Raw genomic sequence first — 16,715 nt, 5'->3', positions numbered from 1 at the left:
TTGTTTGTTTTATTACACAAAGAGGAGTAAAATACAATTGAAAGCGATATCATATAGATTTTCAAACTTTATCTAATTGGAGTGATGTTTCTATGTATTATACAAATAGTAATTATGAAGCGTTTGCTCGGCCTAAAAAACCTGAAAATGTTGATAATAAATCAGCCTATTTGATAGGGGCTGGATTAGCTTCTTTAGCTGCAGCATGTTTTTTAATTAGAGATGGACAAATGAAAGGCGAGAATATCCATATTTTAGAAGAGTTAGATATCTCAGGAGGAAGTTTAGATGGCATCAATATGGAGCATCATGGCTATGTAGTACGTGGTGGCAGAGAAATGGAAAATCATTTTGAATGCTTATGGGATTTATTCAGAAGTATACCATCACTTGAGCAAACTAATGCTTCTGTGTTAGACGAGTTTTATTGGTTAAATAAAGAAGACCCTAATTATTCTAAATGTAGAGCGATTGAAAGTGGAGGTAAGCGTATTGATACTGATGGTGATTTTACATTAACAAAAAAAGCAATTAAAGAAATTTTAAATTTATGTTTGATGAAAGAAGAAGATTTAGACGATGTTAAAATCACTGATGTCTTTTCAAGAGACTTTTTAAATTCTAATTTTTGGCTTTATTGGAAAACAATGTTTGCATTCGAGCCATGGCATTCAGCGATGGAGATGCGTAGATATCTTATGCGTTTTGTGCATCATATTGGTGGTTTAGCAGATTTTAGTGCATTAAAATTTACTAAGTATAATCAATATGAATCTTTAGTATTACCGATGATAGAATATCTAAAATCACATAGCGTGAACTTTGAATTTGGAGTACAAGTGAATAATATTTTAGTTGATGCAACACCATCTACTAAAATTGCTAGAGAAATCATTTTAACTAGAGATGATAAAGAAGAATCTATCCCGTTGACAGTTAATGACTTGGTATTTGTTACTAATGGAAGTATTACCGAAAGTTCAACCTATGGTGATAATGACCACCCTGCTCCTATAACACATTCTTTAGGTGGTAGTTGGACATTATGGAAAAACTTAGCTAATCAAAGTCCTGAATTCGGAAGACCTGAGAAATTCTGTGATCACATTCCAGCTAAAAGTTGGTTCGTATCAGCAACGGCAACAACAGATAATAAAAAAATAATCTCATATATCGAACAATTATGTAAAAGAGATGTTTTATCAGGTCGGACAGTCACAGGCGGTATCATTTCTGTCGCTAATTCGAGTTGGCAACTTAGTTTTACAGTGAACCGTCAGCAACAATTTAAGAAACAACCTAAAAATCAAGTTAGTGTATGGATTTACGCATTATACTCTGACGAAAAAGGAGACTTCATTAAAAAACCAATCACGGAATGTACTGGTAGTGAAATCTGTCAAGAATGGTTATATCATATGGGTGTTCCACAAGAGGAAATTGTTGAATTAGCTCAATCAGAATGTAACACGATTCCTGTTTATATGCCATATGTAACTGCATATTTCATGCCTAGAGCATACAAAGATCGACCGTTAGTAGTACCGAATGGCTCTAAAAATTTAGCATTTATTGGAAACTTTGCAGAAACAGCACGGGATACTGTATTCACTACAGAATATTCAGTTAGAACAGCTATGGAAGCTGTTTATCAATTATTGGATGTTGATAGAGGTGTACCTGAAGTTTATGCCTCTGAATTTGATGCACGCGTACTGATGGATGCATTTTATGAATTAAATGATCGTAAATCTTTACATGAACTTGTTAATAAAAACTTTATTAAAAGATCAGTATTAAATACAGTGCTGAAGAAAATACGTGGTACTTTCATTGAAGAATTGTTACGTAAACATAAATTACTATAGTGTAATTAAATGATAAATATAACTGTCGTCCAAGATTAGAATTTTGGCGACAGTTTTTTCTATCATTGATATTAATAATGATTTAAGAGCTATGACGCAAATCTTTCGAAAAAGTAGTCGTAAAATTGTTGTGTAATTTCTTTTGGATAAATAAATATTCTGCTGAATTTTACATAAATGTCAACTGTGAAATAAAAAAGGTTAAATAATAACGTAGATTTGTATTAAAAGAAATTATTATAATGATAATCATAGATGAACGCCTTTATTAGTACAGAAAAAAGACAATTTCTATCAAAAATTTTAATAGAAATTGTCTTTTTATATTACTTATGAACTCAATGATTCAACGATTTAAATGCTAATAGATCATCTTATTATCTAGCATAAACACTTATATCATTAGTGAAATTAATCTAGTGTATCTTGAATATCTTTCTTTGTTTGTTCGATATCATCTGTTTTTTCTTCGTTTTGTTCTTTAAGTTTTTCTTCTACTTCTTTGGCTTTTTCTGCTGATTTTTTTTCGAATTCTTTATTTGTCATAAAAATTCACCTCTTTAATAGGATTTCTGTTTACACAAATGTTTTACCCCGTTATTCTATTAATAAACGTTTGTAGGACTATAGATGTATTTCATGATATTTTAAAGACAATTAAACGATCTTCATATATAATAATTTTGAGGTGAACAGTATGTCTTTTCTTAGGAAACACACCGAAATTATATTTAGTTATATCATCGGTATCGTTTCACTTTTTACAGGTCTCATTATTTTTATTAACTTACCTTTAATCAAACAATTTAAAGGTGACAAAAAGGTTGATACGCATGTGCATAACGTATGGGAATTCCTAAATGCCTTTTTTGCCGAGATTATAAAAGTGATGAGTAAATTTATTGGTGGCTTTCCAATTACAAGTGCCATAGTAATCATCGTATTTGGTATTCTAGTGATGCTGTTAGGTCACACTTTATTTAGAACTATTAAATACGATTATGACATTTCAATTTTCTTTTTAGTTATTGGCATTATGTACTTTATCATTACATTATTGCTAATGACACAAGTGTATGGCTTTTTTGCTATCGTCTTTATTATTCCTTTTACAGTTCATATTGGTTACATAGTTTATAAAGATGAGTTGAACCAAGACAATCGAAAGAACCATTATATGTGGATTATTGTAACTTATGGAATGAGTTATCTTATTACCCAAATTTCGCTATATGGACGTATTGACGCAAATGAAATTGAATCAATTGATATTTTAAGTGTAAATACATTCTTCATTATTATGTGGTTATTAGGTCAGATGGCTATATGGAATTTCTTATTCCTAAGACGTTCATTACCACTCACTAAAGAAGAATTAGGCGAAGAGGAACCTGAACTTTCAAGAACTAATAAAGGCAATGTATCTAATCAAACTAAAGTTCACTTAAAACAACTACAAAATAAGACAACCGAGTATGCACGTAAGACTAGAAGAAGTGTTGATTTAGATAAAATTAGAGCCAAAAGGGACAAATTTAAGCAAAAAATTAACAGCATAGTAGATATACAAGAGGACGATATTCCAAATTGGATGAAAAAACCTAAATGGGTTAAACCTATGTATGTTCAATTGTTTTGTGGTGTAATTATTCTGTTTTTTGCTTTTCTAGAATTTAATAATAGAAACGCATTATTCTTAACTGGTGAATGGGAGTTATCACAAACGCAATATGTAGTTGAGTGGGTAACATTATTATTGCTACTTTTCATTATTATTATTTATATTGCAACTACATTAACTTATTATTTAAGGGATAAATATTATTATTTACAACTCTTTATGGGCAGTATTTTATTCTTTAAATTTCTTACAGAATTTATCAATATTATGGTACATGGATTATTATTATCAATTTTCATTACGCCAATCTTATTATTAATGCTTATTGCAATGATTGTTGCTTATTCTTTACAGTTGAGAGAAAAATAAATAGGTTAAATTTGATTTATAACAACTAATCATTGGTGAAAATACTTAACTTTTCAAATCAATAATTGTATTTATCTAACTTTATATTCAATGACCAGTAAGAAATATCACAGAAAGGTTTCTATGTGAGCAATACATTTCATGGGTGGGATAGTGAATTCAGAATGAATTTCGTCCCACTCTTTTTCTGTGTGATTCACTAAAGTTATTTGTTAAAATGATGTTGAAATTATATGGTGTTAACTGATTTACGAAACAAAATTATCATAACTAACAGTGATAAAAATTAAGAGAGGTATTCATTTATGAAACTTGCTACGCTAAATAAAGGCAAAGAAACAAAGTATTTAAACCACTATCCATTAATAGATGAAGAAGATTTATTTGAACATGATCATCTTAAAGAAGGTGATTTGATAACACTGGTGACAGAGCAACAACAATATATAGCTACTGGATATATTGGAAGACAACATAAAGGATTAGGATGGGTATTGAGTTATAATCAAAATGAAGAGATTAACACTTTGTTTTTTAAACGTTTATTTGAAGCTGCATTAGAAGAGCGACAATACTATTTCAACATAGAAGGTACAAATGCATTTAGATTATTTAATGCTGAAGGTGACGGTGTAGGTGGCCTGACAATTGATAATTATAACGGACATCTTTTAATTCAATGGTATTCGAAAGGAATATATAAATTTAGATTTCCTATCTTAGAAGCAATCAAAGAGGTATATGAATACACTTCAATTTTTGAGAAAATGCGTTTTAAAGGTACTTCCTACACTGGTGGCTTTGTAGAAGGTAATGCTCCTGAATTTCCTATCGTTGTAGAAGAAAATTTTACCTTTTATAATGTAGACCTAAACGATGGTCTTATGACTGGTATATTTTTAGATCAAAAAGAAGTTAGAAAAAAATTAAGAGATCAGTTTTCAGAAAGACGACACGTACTTAACTTATTCAGTTACACTGGAGCGTTTTCAGTAATAGCAGCTGAAAATGCAAACTCAACAACAAGTGTAGACTTAGCAAATCGCTCTAGAGGGCTAACTGAAGAAAATTTTGGTTTAAATGGTATTAATCCTAAATCTCAATATATTTATGTTATGGATACGTTTGATTTTTATAATTATGCAGGACGACATGGACATCAATACGATACAATTGTTATTGATCCACCTAGCTTTGCGAGAAATAAGAAAAAAACATTCTCTGTTCAAAAAGATTATAATTTATTAATTGAAGGAGCCCTTAACATTTTATCGCCAGGAGGTACATTACTATTATGTACGAATTCAAGTGCATTTTCTCTTAAGGCATTTAAAAACGTAATAAAGAAAACATTAGCCCAAAATAATATTGTATATGAAATAAATGAAGTAATGGGGTTACCTAAAGATTTTAAAACTCATCCTCACTACAAACCTTCAAAATATTTAAAAGCAGTATTTGTAACAATAAAACATTAATTTTCTATAAATATGGGTATAAATCACTGTTGAAGTTTTATTTGAAAGGATGTCATTATATGGGAATTAGAAGTAAACTAACTAATAATATTACAAATAAAGTAGGGAACTCATTATTGAACATAGAGGAAATTAAAGAGAAAGGTGATTTGCCAACTACACAGGAAGAACTTAGACAACGCAGAGAAAGAGCTGAAACTCTAGTTAAAAAGAAATCGCTACTTTCCTCCGGTGCTAGTATTGTCCCTATTCCAGGACTTGATTTTGGAGTAGATCTTAAATTAATGAGAGATATTATAGAGGATGTAAATAAAATTTATGGTTTAGATCACGATCAAGTTAATTCATTGAGTGATCAAGTGAAAGAAAGAATTATGTCTGCAGCGGCAATTCAAGGAAGTCAATTTATTGGACGTAAGGTATCTGAGGCGTTGCTTAAAGTTGTGATTAAAGATGTAGCTAAACGAGCAGCTGCCAAACAAACAAAATGGTTCCCGTTTGTTGGGCAAGCTGTATCTGCATCCATTAGCTATTATTTTATGAGCAAATTAGGTAAAGATCATATTAATAAATGTGAAAAAGTTATCAATAACTTATAGAAGTGTTATAATCGTCTCGAGGTGCAAAATTTATATGTTGAAAACGATTTTAAACGAATTGAATTTAGCTATAGGTTTTGGTAAAGTTAAGTTGTAAATATTTTGTTAGATTGTAATAATATTGAAGATTCTAACTGTACAAAGGAGAGTTTAATATGGAACAAAAATCATATGTAATCACAGACGAAACAGGGATTCATGCTCGCCCTGCTACAATGCTAGTACAAACTGCATCAAAATTTGATTCAGATATTCAATTAGAATATAACGGGAAGAAAGTTAATTTAAAATCAATCATGGGTGTAATGAGCTTAGGTGTAGGTAAAGATGCTGAAATAACTATTTATGCTGACGGTAGCGATGAAACTGACGCAATTCAATCTATCACTGATGTCTTATCAAAAGAAGGTTTAGCTGAATAATTATGTCTAAATTAATTAAAGGGATTGCTGCATCAGATGGTGTGGCAATCGCAAAAGCTTACTTAATTGTAGAGCCAGACTTATCCTATGACAGTAACGAAAAAGTTACTGACATAGAAAGTGAAGTTGAAAAGTTTAATGACGCTATCGAAGCTTCAAAAATCGAATTAACTAAAATAAGAAATAATGCCGAAGCTCAATTAGGTGCTGATAAAGCAGCGATTTTTGATGCACATTTACTTGTTTTAGATGATCCAGAATTAATACAACCCATTCAAGACAAAATTAGAAATGACAAAGTCAATGCTGCAACTGGTTTGGATGAAGTAACGACACAATTTATTTCTATTTTTGAGTCAATGGATAATGAATACATGAAAGAACGTGCAGCTGATATCAGAGATGTTTCTAAACGTGTATTGGCTCATATTCTAGGTGTAGATTTACCTAATCCTAGTTTAATCAATGAAAGTGCTGTCATTGTAGGTAATGACCTCACACCTTCAGATACAGCACAGTTAAATAAAGAATTTGTTCAAGGTTTTGTAACTAATATCGGTGGTAGAACAAGCCACTCTGCAATTATGAGTCGTTCATTAGAGATTGCAGCTGTTGTCGGTACTAAATCTATCACTGAAGAAGTTAAACAAGGTGATATGATTATTGTAGATGGTATGTCCGGAGATGTTATCATAGATCCTACAGAAGATGAGTTAATTGCTTATCAAAATAAACGTGAGCGTTTCTTTGAAGATAAGAAAGAACTTCAAAAATTGCGCGATGCTGATACAGTAACAGTTGACGGTGTTCATGCTGAACTAGCTGCTAATATTGGTACTCCAGATGACTTATCAGGAGTTATTGATAACGGTGCACAAGGGATAGGTTTATACCGTACAGAATTCTTGTACATGGGTAGAGATCAAATGCCTACTGAGGAAGAACAATTCGAGGCTTATAAAAAGGTACTTGAAACTATGGACGGTAAACGTGTAGTTGTACGTACTTTAGATATTGGCGGAGATAAGGAGCTTCCATACTTAGATTTGCCTAAAGAAATGAATCCATTCTTAGGTTATCGTGCGATACGTTTATGTTTAGCACAGCCGGAAATCTTTAGACCACAATTACGTGCATTACTACGTGCTTCAGTCTATGGGAAATTGAATATTATGTTCCCAATGGTAGCAACAATTAAAGAATTCCGTGACGCTAAATCAATGCTTCTTGAAGAGAAAGAAAATCTTCTTCGCGAAGGTTACGAAGTTTCAGATGATATTGAATTAGGTATTATGGTTGAAATTCCAGCTACCGCGGCACTTGCTGATGTATTTGCTAAAGAAGTAGATTTCTTTAGTATAGGAACGAATGACTTAATTCAATACACATTAGCTGCTGACCGTATGTCTGAACGAGTTTCATACTTATATCAACCATATAATCCTTCAATTTTACGATTAGTTAAACAAGTTATTGAAGCTTCTCATAAAGAAGGTAAATGGACTGGTATGTGTGGTGAAATGGCTGGAGATCAAACAGCTGTGCCTTTATTATTAGGTTTAGGTTTAGATGAGTTCTCAATGAGTGCGACTTCTATCCTAAAAGCTAGAAGACAAATCAATGGTTTAAGTAAAAATGAAATGGCTGAACTCGCTAATAGAGCTGTTGAATGCTCAACGCAAGAGGAAGTCGTTGATTTAGTTAACCAATTAGCTAAATAATTGACTTTAAAAAGAATAATTTAAGAGTCTAGGACATAAAGTTCTTAGACTAGAAAAAGACAATTTCTATTGAAATAATATAGAAATTGTCTTTTTATAATTGTTTAAATTATATTCGTTTGTTGAATTGCTATTTTTCTACAAAATATGTTCTGGAATATTTTTATTTTTTGTTAATATATTATATTTATTTAATAAATTTTTAAAAGACGAGGATTTTGTTTAGCTAGTCTGAAAATTTGAAATTAGACACGCATAAAATAATAAATAGAAATTAAGGTGTAATATTCAATTCATCATTCAATTTTTCCATATCTACTTGATACATTGGCATCCCTTTAAGCAAAATAAAAGGTGTAGCAAAAGCATCGTAATCCATCATTTCATTTTTATATTTTTGGTTTTTGATATTTTTTTCTGTAAATTTTATATTTTTATTTACTAAATAATTTTTAATAAAAGCACAAGGTGGACAGTCATCTTGTGTATAAATAATCACTGTATCAGTCATACATTACATCCTCTCATGATTTATCTTACCACACTATATAAAAAATGAGACGTCATTTCAACTTTGTGAACGTTGTGTGAAAAGACATAAAATCGTCACAGTGATTTAAAGCAATTTAATTTAGTTCAATAGTACTAAGGACTTATAATTCTAATCACTTGTCACTCCAATAACTAAAAAAATGAAGGGTGATTAATAGATGGATTCAGTAGAAATAGCTCGATTGTTGACGGGTATGACACTTGCAGTGCATATCATATTTGCAACAATTGGTGTTGGTATGCCACTTATGTTTGCAATAGCAGAGTTTATTGGCATAAAGAAAAATGATGCGAATTATATCACATTGGCTAAAAGATGGTCGAAAGGCTACACGATAACCGTTGCTGTTGGAGTCGTTACAGGTACTATTATTGGTTTACAACTTTCACTTGTCTGGCCAACATTTATGAAAATGGGCGGTCATGTTATCGCATTACCACTATTCATGGAAACTTTTGCATTCTTTTTTGAAGCAATCTTTTTAAGTATTTATTTATACACTTGGGAAAGATTTAAAAATAAATGGACACATTTTTTCATATCTATACCCGTTATTATAGGAGGTTCATTCTCAGCATTCTTTATTACATCAGTCAATTCATTTATGAATACCCCAGCTGGTTTTGAAATTAAAAATGGTCGTATGGTAAATGTTCAGCCATTAGAAGCAATGTTTAATTCATCGTTTATGGTTCGTGCTTTACATGTAGTTGCAACTGCAGGTATGACGATGGCGTTTATATTAGCAGCCATCGCAGCGTTTAAATTATTACGTCATAATCATACAGAAGATAGAACATACCATACAAAAGCTCTTAATTTAAGCATGATTGTTGGATTCATCAATACCGTTCTTTCGATGATTGCAGGAGATTTATCTGCTAAATTTTTACACAAAGTTCAACCAGATAAGCTTGCAGCATATGAATGGCATTATGATACGCAATCTCATGCGAATTTAGTTCTTTTCGGTGTATTAAATGAAAAAACACATGAAGTTTCAGGAGCACTAGAGATTCCCGGATTACTTAGTTTTTTAGCAGATAATAGCTTTAATACAAAAGTTAAAGGTTTAAATGAATTTCCTAAAAATGAATTACCTCCTATGATAGTGCATTACTTTTTCGATTTGATGGTATCAATGGGAATATTCTGTTTTATCATTTCAGGACTATATATGTTATTTTTAATTGTTAAAAAGTTACGTAAATATGTAACTAGTAATATGATGTTATACGCTATCTTGTTAACTGGTCCTGCATCAATGTTAGCGATAGAATTTGGTTGGTTCTTAACTGAAATGGGTCGTCAACCGTGGATTATACGAGGATATATGCGCGTATCAGAAGCTGCTACCCAGGCGGGGGGAATCACATTAGTAACGACGCTATTCGGTTTACTATATCTTTTATTACTAGTTACTTCGGCTTATGTACTAATTAGAATGTTTAAAAATCAACCTGCTTATAAAGATGTAGAAAAAGTGATTAAAGAGAGAGGTGAAACAAAATGATTTACGCTTATATCGGTATAACAGTATTATGGGTATTTTTATTTTGTTATATTATTATCGCCTCCATTGATTTTGGTGCAGGATTTTTCGCATTGCATTCTAAAATGACAGGTAATGAGAAAAAGGTTAATCATTTAATCCATAGATACCTCAATCCAGTTTGGGAAGTTACAAATGTCTTTTTCGTTTTCTTTTTTGTAGGATTTATAGGTTTTTTTCCTGATTCTGCTAAATACTTAGGAACAGTTTTATTAGTACCCGGATCAATAGCTTTAATTCTTATTTCTATACGAAGTAGTTTTTATGCTTTTGAAAATTATGGTCAAGATACTAAACTGCCCTGGATTGTATTATATGGTTTAACAGGGCTGTTAATTCCAGCTTCTCTAGCAACTGCTCTAACAATTTCAGAAGGTGGTTATATCTATGAGCATGGCACACATATTGATTTAGACTGGATACAATTATTATTAAGTCCATTTGCATGGTCTGTAGTATTCTTAGCCATTGTTTCAGTTCTTTATATTTCATCAGGTTTTTTAACATATTATGCTCATAAAGCAAATGATCAACCTGCTTATGATATGACACGACAATGGCATATTTTTTGGGGGCCACCTATGATTGTGATTTCATTATTTGTTTTCTTATCTCTTAGAATTCAAAATTCTGATCACTTTAGAACTGCTATTTTTAATTATTGGAGGATGTTTGCAATCAGCTTTATATTTTTTATAATAGCTGGATTACTGACTATATTTAAAAAGAAACACGGTCTAGCTTTTATCATGGTTATATTGCAAATGTTATTTGCATTCTTTGGCTACGGAATGAGTAAACTTCCATATTTACTTTATCCGTTTATTAAAATTACAGACTCCCATGTCAATCCGGAAATGGGATTATCATTAGTTATTGTTTTTGTTTTAGGTTTACTTTTATTAATTCCATCGTTAATATTATTATTAAGATTATTTGTTTTCGACAAAGCATATGTGGAAGGAAAGAAATAATAAGACTCTGAGGAATGTTAGTAATCATTCCTCTTTTATATAGTGGAGGACGAATATGGATAAAGAGTATGTCGTAATTGGACTAGGGCGTTTTGGTGGTAGTATTGTTAGAGAACTTAACGCATTAGACATGGATGTTATGGCTATTGATAGAGACGAAAATCGTGTTAACGAATATAGTGATATAGCAACACATGCAGTTGTTGCTGATACAACTGATGAGGCAGTAATGAAGAGTTTAGGAATACGTAATTTCGATCATGTTATTGTCGCTATTGGTGAGAATATACAATCTAGTACACTAACGACGTTAATTCTTAAAGAATTAGGTGTTAAAAAGGTTACTGCTAAAGCCCAAAATGATTATCATGCTAAGATTTTAAATAAAATAGGTGCCGATACTGTTGTGCACCCTGAAAGAGATATGGGAAGACGTATTGCTCATAATGTTGCTAGTGCTAGTGTCCTTGACTACTTGGAACTTGCTGATGAGCATTCAATCGTTGAATTAAAATCTACAGAAAAAATGGCAGGACAAACAATTATTGAATTAGATATTCGAGCTCAATATGGTATTAACATTATAGCAATTAAAAGAGCTAAAGAATTTATAGTCTCTCCAGACCCTAACATCAATATTGAAATAGGAGACATTTTAATTATGATTGGTCATGATAATGACTTAGGTCGCTTTGAAAAAAATATAAGCAAGTAAATGTTTGCATATCCAATTTCAAATTGATGTATGTGTACATTATAAGCGAATTGTTAAAAAGTGAAATTTGTTTCTTTTTATTTTTAAAACATTGTAATTGAAAACTAGTTTATAATGTTGAATCTTTTTTAGTATTTAAATAGATTAATAAAATTGTATTATTTTAAGCTTAGACATAACAAAGTACACTTAATTATTTGAACTTCTATGTAAATGTTATTCCTAAAACTTGATAAGTGAATAAAAATATTTCAAAATTATAAAAAGAAAACTGGGACATTAATTCCTAAAAAAGCAGTAAGATATTTTCTAATTGAAAATTACCTTACTGCTTTTCTCTATTTATACAATACTTAGTATTGAAAGACATGCCTTGTGAATAAAGGTTATAATATGACTTAATTTACTATACTAATAGAAACTTCAATACTCATCTTCATAAATGATATGTCTAGATATGTGAATGATAAAATTGAAACAATTATAGATACTGAATTTAATGAAATTGAATATCATTGTGATGCAATCTATTATATCATCGTAAAATATTGTTAAAAGTAGTTCTATATGTCTACACATAATCTGTATTTTTTGATTGGAATATAGAAATATTACTTTAAGAAACTTTCTGAACCTAAACCAAAAACAATTGGCTAGTTATAGAAGGAATATGATTTGTATTAAAGGAACTTATATAAGTAAGATAGTATATCAACAAGCTTATTATAGTTTGAAAATTATAAAAGAGACAATTTCTATATGAAATAATATAGAAATTGTCTCTTTTTACTAGTTTAAGAACTTTTAGCTCTAAACTCCTTTTTGTAAGAAATTCAAAGATAAAAGATATAATCTCAAATCGTATTAAATAAATAATTCAAAATAATTAATTACTACTAAAAATATATAATACTATTAGAGTAATGGAAACATTTAAAGTAGTATAAATTCATTGTAACTTGATTAAATATATTTAAGTGTTTATTTATCTTCATTTACTTTCATTATCACAGGTAAAATCATAGGTTTTCGAGCTGTTTTTTCATAAAGATAAGGATGTAATGTTTCGATAATTGAAGATTTAATTTGATGCCATTGAATATCTTTATTGCTGTTAAGTTTAGAAATGACATCGCCTTTAATTTTACGTTGAGCATCATAAATTAATTGACCAGATTCCCGCATATAAACAAAACCGCGTGAAATAATATCAGGGCCAGATAGTAATTTGTTAGTATTAAAGTCAATGCTCACAACAACAATAACTAACCCTTCTTCTGAAAGTAATTTACGATCTCTGATGACAACATTGCCAATATCACCTATACCACTGCCATCAACAAGTACATTGCCGGAAGGAATTCTTCCTGCTTTTCGTGCAGAATCATGTGTTAAAGCAAGTACATCACCGATATCGAAAATAAATACATTATCTTCATCAACACCGCATTGAACACCAGTCTCACCATGAGCTTTAAGCATACGATATTCACCGTGAATTGGCAGGAAGTATTTAGGTTGAATCAGACGTAACATTAATTGTTGATCACCTTGAGAACCGTGTCCAGAAGTGTGAATGTTTGAAATTTTACTATGAATCACATCTGCACCAGCTTTGTACAACGCATTAATTGTACGATTGATACTCTTAGTGTTACCTGGAATAGGCGAAGAACTAAATACTACAGTGTCTTCCGGTATAATTTTTATTTGCTTATGTGTACCATTTGCAATTCTTGATAATGCAGCCATAGGTTCACCTTGAGAACCAGTACAAAGAATGAGTAACTCGTGTTTAGGTACACTATTTATTTTATTAGGTTCTATAAACGTTTCTGGTGGCGCTTTGATATATCCTAGTTCCATACCAATTTTGATATTGTTTTCCATTGAACGTCCAAATGTAACGATTTTACGATTATATTTAATTGCTGCTTCAACTGCTTGCTGAACACGATAAATATTAGAAGCAAAAGTTGCAAAGATAATACGCCCCTTACAATTTCTGAAAATTTTATCGACATTCTGTCCAACTTCACGTTCACTTAAAGTAAAATCTGGAACTAGTGCGTTTGTTGAGTCTGATAGTAAGCACAACACACCTTCATGACCTAATTGAGCCATTTTAGCTATGTTAGCAGGCTCACCTACAGGAGTAAAGTCAAATTTGAAGTCTCCCGTATGAACAATTTTACCTTCAGGTGTATCGACTATAACGCCATATGCTTCTGGAATACTATGTGTGGTTAGATAGAAAGAAATTTCAAAATGTTTAGACTTAATTACGCTACTTTCATCTATTTCATGTAATTCAGTCGTTCTAAGCAAATGATGTTCTTCTAGTTTATTGCGAATGAGACCTAATGCTAATGGACCACCGTAAATAGGTACATTAATTTGTTTTAATAGGAAGGGCACACCACCTATATGGTCTTCGTGTCCATGAGTAATAAACAGACCGACAATTTTATCTTGGTTCTGTTCTAAGTAAGTGTAATCAGGAATTACATAATCAATTCCTAACAGATTATCGTCAGGGAATTTGATTCCAGCATCAATGATTACAATTTCATCTTTGTACTCAACAGCATAGGTATTTTTTCCAACTTCACCTAAACCACCAAGTGCATATACACCTACTTCATTTGAATGTAGTTGTTTCATTATTCGGCGTTCTCCACATTAAAGTGTGTTGAATGTTCTTTTTCATATTCTAAGTGTGCGCCCTCTAATTTAGTAATAAATTCAATATTAAAATTTCGGTCTTTCAAATAACGTCTCACTTGTTCCTCAGTTTGTCCCTCAACATAAATTGTTTGAGTATTTTCACGAACGATGACTTCATCTTTATTATGTTGATAAAATACTTTAAATACTGCCATTGTTGTATTGTCCTCCTATAAATTATAATTGTTATTTTTTACGACCCTAGTTGTGAATACTCGGGTTATTAAAGATTTTTTACATATCCATTAGAGTATTATTCTTCAATAATTTTTGTGTTCTAAATTTAATTTGTTAGAAACATACCAGCTCAATCTAAACGTTATTTTTATACTTGTTTAATCTCACTGCCCAGTATGTTCTCTAGGGCAATAATGTCGTTCAAGATTTGAAATTAGTATCAATTTACTAAGATTTCAGTTAAGTTATATTTTACATGATGTTTTTGAATAAATAAAGCAGTTTTATTTTGCATGTACTTTGTTGTTTTTAAATTAATCCTAATGACATTTGAATTACTTTTAAAAAAACACTTCATTAAGTAAGTATAAAATACAACTTAATGAAGTGTTTTAATATAATTCATGATTTAGACTTCTACGGCCTCTTCATGTGGTTTTAGAGGTTCATTGGCATCAATATAATCATAAAACATAATGCCATTTAGATGATCAATTTCGTGTTGAAATACAATTGCAGGATAGCCTTTGAGACGTAATTTAACATCATTTCCATCAATATCTTGAGCTTTAATAGTGACTCTATGATGACGATGCACTAAACCTGGGATGTTTTCATCAACACTTAGACAACCTTCGCCAGTTGGTAAATAAGCTTCTTGTACACTGTAACTCATTATTTTAGGATTTACGAGCATATAATCATACGATTTACCGTTTCCATCATCAGGTAAGTAGACAGCAATCATACGTTTTGGTTCATTAATTTGTGGAGCAGCTAAACCTACGCCAGAACGTAAACCATAACGTTTTGCGGTTTCTTCATCCTGACTATTGATTAGAAATTCACGCATTGCGCGCAATGTTTCTTTATCATTGTTAGAAAGTGGGAAGCTTAATTCTTTCGCTTTTTCACGAAGTGTTGGATGACCATCTCTTATAATATCTTTCATTGTTATCATGTCATACACCTTCCTTATTAAATAATATATCAGATAAGATAGACACAAGTACATTAATAGATACTCAAAGATTTTATTGCTTTAAATGTTTGCACTAGAATATAGAATGATAGCTTTATATTGATTTATTATAATTTATTATTTAATATTACAAGCGAACAACTTTGAGGAGGTAACAGTTCATGAATTTTAAAAAGACTGTAGCAATTGTCCTAACGTCAGCAGTGTTATTAGCTGGATGTACTATAGATAAAAAAGAAATTAAAAAATATGATGATCAAGTACAAAAAGCTATGGACCAAGAGAAAACCGTTAATCAAGTAAGTAAAAAAATAAACGAATTAGAAGAGAAAAAGCAAAAATTATTTAAAAAGGTAAATGATAAAGATCAAAGCACACGTAAAAAAGCAGCTGAAGATATAGTTGAAAATGTAAAACAAAGACAAAAAGAATTTGAAAAAGAAGAGAAGGCTCTAGATAATTCTGAAAAAGCATTTAAACAAGCCAAGCAATATCTTGAACATGTAGAAAACAAAGCAAAGAAAAAAGAAGTTGAACAACTTGATAGTGCTATTAAAGAAAAATATAAATCACATGATGCTTATGCAAAGGCTTACAAAAAAGCACTTAATAAGGAAAAAGAACTGTTTTCTTATTTGAATGAAGATAATGCAACACAATCGGAAGTAGACGGAAAATCGAAAGATCTTTCTAAAGCATATAAAGAAATGAATAATAAATTTAATGCTTACTCAAAAGCCATTGAGAAAGTAAAAAGAGAAAAACAAGATGTAGACCAATTAAAATAAATAATGGGTTAATACAGTTACGTGATTTTTAATACAACAGGTCATGTAACTGTATTATTTTTATGTGGAACAGAACTTTATGAAATCGTTTAACAGAGATTTTTATTTGTGATACAATTAAGGAGGATAAAATGAATTTCTATTTACATGGGAAAGGTATGGTGAATTG

At 30.8% G+C, this 16,715-nt stretch carries 15 protein-coding genes; 10 read left to right on the top strand and 5 right to left on the bottom strand.

From position 1 onward, the window contains the following. Nucleotides 1-92: 92 nt before the first annotated feature. The gene (locus tag FNL83_RS08560) at nt 93-1,868 is read left to right on the top strand and encodes an oleate hydratase (protein WP_001831657.1); all 1,776 of its coding nucleotides are present in this window, start codon (nt 93-95) and stop codon (nt 1,866-1,868) included. A gap of 411 nt (nt 1,869-2,279) precedes the next feature. Here the strand turns inward: FNL83_RS08560 and graF are convergent, their stop codons facing one another. Beyond that, entirely contained in the window at nt 2,280-2,414 is a 135-nt protein-coding gene (gene graF / locus FNL83_RS12145) for a glycopeptide resistance-associated protein GraF (protein ID WP_001831711.1), read from the bottom strand. 151 nt (nt 2,415-2,565) lie between these two features. Between graF and auxA the strand changes: the two genes are divergently transcribed. From auxA to ptsP, 5 genes are all read left to right on the top strand, one after another. Then, nucleotides 2,566-3,858: a lipoteichoic acid stability factor AuxA gene (auxA, locus tag FNL83_RS08550; RefSeq protein ID WP_001831698.1), complete on the top strand. Its 1,293-nt coding sequence runs from the start codon at nt 2,566-2,568 to the stop codon at nt 3,856-3,858. A gap of 305 nt (nt 3,859-4,163) precedes the next feature. Further along, on the top strand, nt 4,164-5,336 hold the full coding sequence (locus FNL83_RS08545) for a class I SAM-dependent rRNA methyltransferase (protein WP_001831690.1): 1,173 nt from the start codon (nt 4,164-4,166) through the stop codon (nt 5,334-5,336). A 59-nt stretch (nt 5,337-5,395) separates the two neighbouring features. Next, on the top strand, nt 5,396-5,935 hold the full coding sequence (locus FNL83_RS08540) for a hypothetical protein (protein ID WP_001831644.1): 540 nt from the start codon (nt 5,396-5,398) through the stop codon (nt 5,933-5,935). Nucleotides 5,936-6,090: 155 nt separating this feature from the next. Then, a complete protein-coding gene (locus tag FNL83_RS08535) occupies nt 6,091-6,357 on the top strand; it encodes a phosphocarrier protein HPr (RefSeq protein ID WP_001831726.1) in 267 nt (88 codons plus the stop codon). A 2-nt stretch (nt 6,358-6,359) separates the two neighbouring features. Then, the gene (ptsP, locus tag FNL83_RS08530) at nt 6,360-8,078 is read left to right on the top strand and encodes a phosphoenolpyruvate--protein phosphotransferase (RefSeq protein WP_001831740.1); all 1,719 of its coding nucleotides are present in this window, start codon (nt 6,360-6,362) and stop codon (nt 8,076-8,078) included. Between the two features lie 274 nt (nt 8,079-8,352). On the opposite strand, the gene FNL83_RS08525 is transcribed toward ptsP, so the two are convergent. Further along, nucleotides 8,353-8,589 (bottom strand): glutaredoxin family protein, encoded by a 237-nt coding sequence (locus FNL83_RS08525; RefSeq protein ID WP_001831684.1) that lies wholly within the window; start codon nt 8,587-8,589, stop codon nt 8,353-8,355. Nucleotides 8,590-8,788: 199 nt separating this feature from the next. Here FNL83_RS08525 and FNL83_RS08520 point away from each other — a divergent pair, with 199 nt between their 5' ends. Genes FNL83_RS08520 through FNL83_RS08510 form a run of 3 tightly spaced genes read left to right on the top strand, consistent with a single transcriptional unit; the run spans nt 8,789 to nt 11,872 of the window. Further along, entirely contained in the window at nt 8,789-10,144 is a 1,356-nt protein-coding gene (locus FNL83_RS08520) for a cytochrome ubiquinol oxidase subunit I (protein ID WP_001833075.1), read from the top strand. Next, a complete protein-coding gene (locus tag FNL83_RS08515) occupies nt 10,141-11,157 on the top strand; it encodes a cytochrome d ubiquinol oxidase subunit II (RefSeq protein ID WP_002467583.1) in 1,017 nt (338 codons plus the stop codon). The genes FNL83_RS08520 and FNL83_RS08515 overlap by 4 nt, the downstream gene beginning before the upstream one ends. 55 nt (nt 11,158-11,212) lie before the next feature. Continuing rightward, entirely contained in the window at nt 11,213-11,872 is a 660-nt protein-coding gene (locus FNL83_RS08510) for a potassium channel family protein (RefSeq protein WP_001831652.1), read from the top strand. Between the two features lie 981 nt (nt 11,873-12,853). Here the strand turns inward: FNL83_RS08510 and rnjA are convergent. The 3 genes from rnjA to def form a co-directional block, all read right to left on the bottom strand. Beyond that, a complete protein-coding gene (gene rnjA / locus FNL83_RS08505; RefSeq protein WP_001831649.1) occupies nt 12,854-14,536 on the bottom strand; it encodes a ribonuclease J1 in 1,683 nt (560 codons plus the stop codon). Next, nucleotides 14,536-14,754, bottom strand: a complete 219-nt coding sequence (locus FNL83_RS08500; RefSeq protein WP_001831646.1) for a DNA-dependent RNA polymerase subunit epsilon — start codon at nt 14,752-14,754, stop codon at nt 14,536-14,538. Before FNL83_RS08500 ends, rnjA begins: the two co-directional genes overlap by 1 nt. A gap of 431 nt (nt 14,755-15,185) precedes the next feature. Continuing rightward, complete coding sequence (gene def / locus FNL83_RS08495; RefSeq protein WP_001831696.1) at nt 15,186-15,737, bottom strand: peptide deformylase; 552 nt, start codon at nt 15,735-15,737, stop codon at nt 15,186-15,188. 182 nt (nt 15,738-15,919) lie between these two features. On the opposite strand from def, the gene FNL83_RS08490 reads away from it, so the two are divergent. After that, the gene (locus tag FNL83_RS08490) at nt 15,920-16,546 is read left to right on the top strand and encodes a YkyA family protein (protein WP_002486059.1); all 627 of its coding nucleotides are present in this window, start codon (nt 15,920-15,922) and stop codon (nt 16,544-16,546) included. Nucleotides 16,547-16,715 lie beyond the last annotated feature (169 nt).

Source organism: Staphylococcus epidermidis, from assembly GCF_006742205.1.
Taxonomy (GTDB): domain Bacteria; phylum Bacillota; class Bacilli; order Staphylococcales; family Staphylococcaceae; genus Staphylococcus; species Staphylococcus epidermidis.
This window is presented reverse-complemented; position numbering and strand designations above follow the sequence as displayed.

Bases quoted from the DNA above. Each gene is read 5' to 3' on its own strand.
- FNL83_RS08525 (WP_001831684.1), bottom strand. From the start codon at position 8,589: ATGACTGATACAGTGATTATTTATACACAAGATGACTGTCCACCTTGT.
- FNL83_RS08535 (WP_001831726.1), top strand. From the start codon at position 6,091: ATGGAACAAAAATCATATGTAATCACAGACGAAACAGGGATTCATGCT.
- FNL83_RS08540 (WP_001831644.1), top strand. From the start codon at position 5,396: ATGGGAATTAGAAGTAAACTAACTAATAATATTACAAATAAAGTAGGG.
- ptsP (WP_001831740.1), top strand. From the start codon at position 6,360: ATGTCTAAATTAATTAAAGGGATTGCTGCATCAGATGGTGTGGCAATC.
- FNL83_RS08560 (WP_001831657.1), top strand. From the start codon at position 93: ATGTATTATACAAATAGTAATTATGAAGCGTTTGCTCGGCCTAAAAAA.
- rnjA (WP_001831649.1), bottom strand. From the start codon at position 14,536: ATGAAACAACTACATTCAAATGAAGTAGGTGTATATGCACTTGGTGGT.
- FNL83_RS08515 (WP_002467583.1), top strand. From the start codon at position 10,141: ATGATTTACGCTTATATCGGTATAACAGTATTATGGGTATTTTTATTT.
- auxA (WP_001831698.1), top strand. From the start codon at position 2,566: ATGTCTTTTCTTAGGAAACACACCGAAATTATATTTAGTTATATCATC.
- def (WP_001831696.1), bottom strand. From the start codon at position 15,737: ATGATAACAATGAAAGATATTATAAGAGATGGTCATCCAACACTTCGT.
- FNL83_RS08500 (WP_001831646.1), bottom strand. From the start codon at position 14,754: ATGGCAGTATTTAAAGTATTTTATCAACATAATAAAGATGAAGTCATC.
- FNL83_RS08545 (WP_001831690.1), top strand. From the start codon at position 4,164: ATGAAACTTGCTACGCTAAATAAAGGCAAAGAAACAAAGTATTTAAAC.
- graF (WP_001831711.1), bottom strand. From the start codon at position 2,414: ATGACAAATAAAGAATTCGAAAAAAAATCAGCAGAAAAAGCCAAAGAA.
- FNL83_RS08510 (WP_001831652.1), top strand. From the start codon at position 11,213: ATGGATAAAGAGTATGTCGTAATTGGACTAGGGCGTTTTGGTGGTAGT.
- FNL83_RS08520 (WP_001833075.1), top strand. From the start codon at position 8,789: ATGGATTCAGTAGAAATAGCTCGATTGTTGACGGGTATGACACTTGCA.
- FNL83_RS08490 (WP_002486059.1), top strand. From the start codon at position 15,920: ATGAATTTTAAAAAGACTGTAGCAATTGTCCTAACGTCAGCAGTGTTA.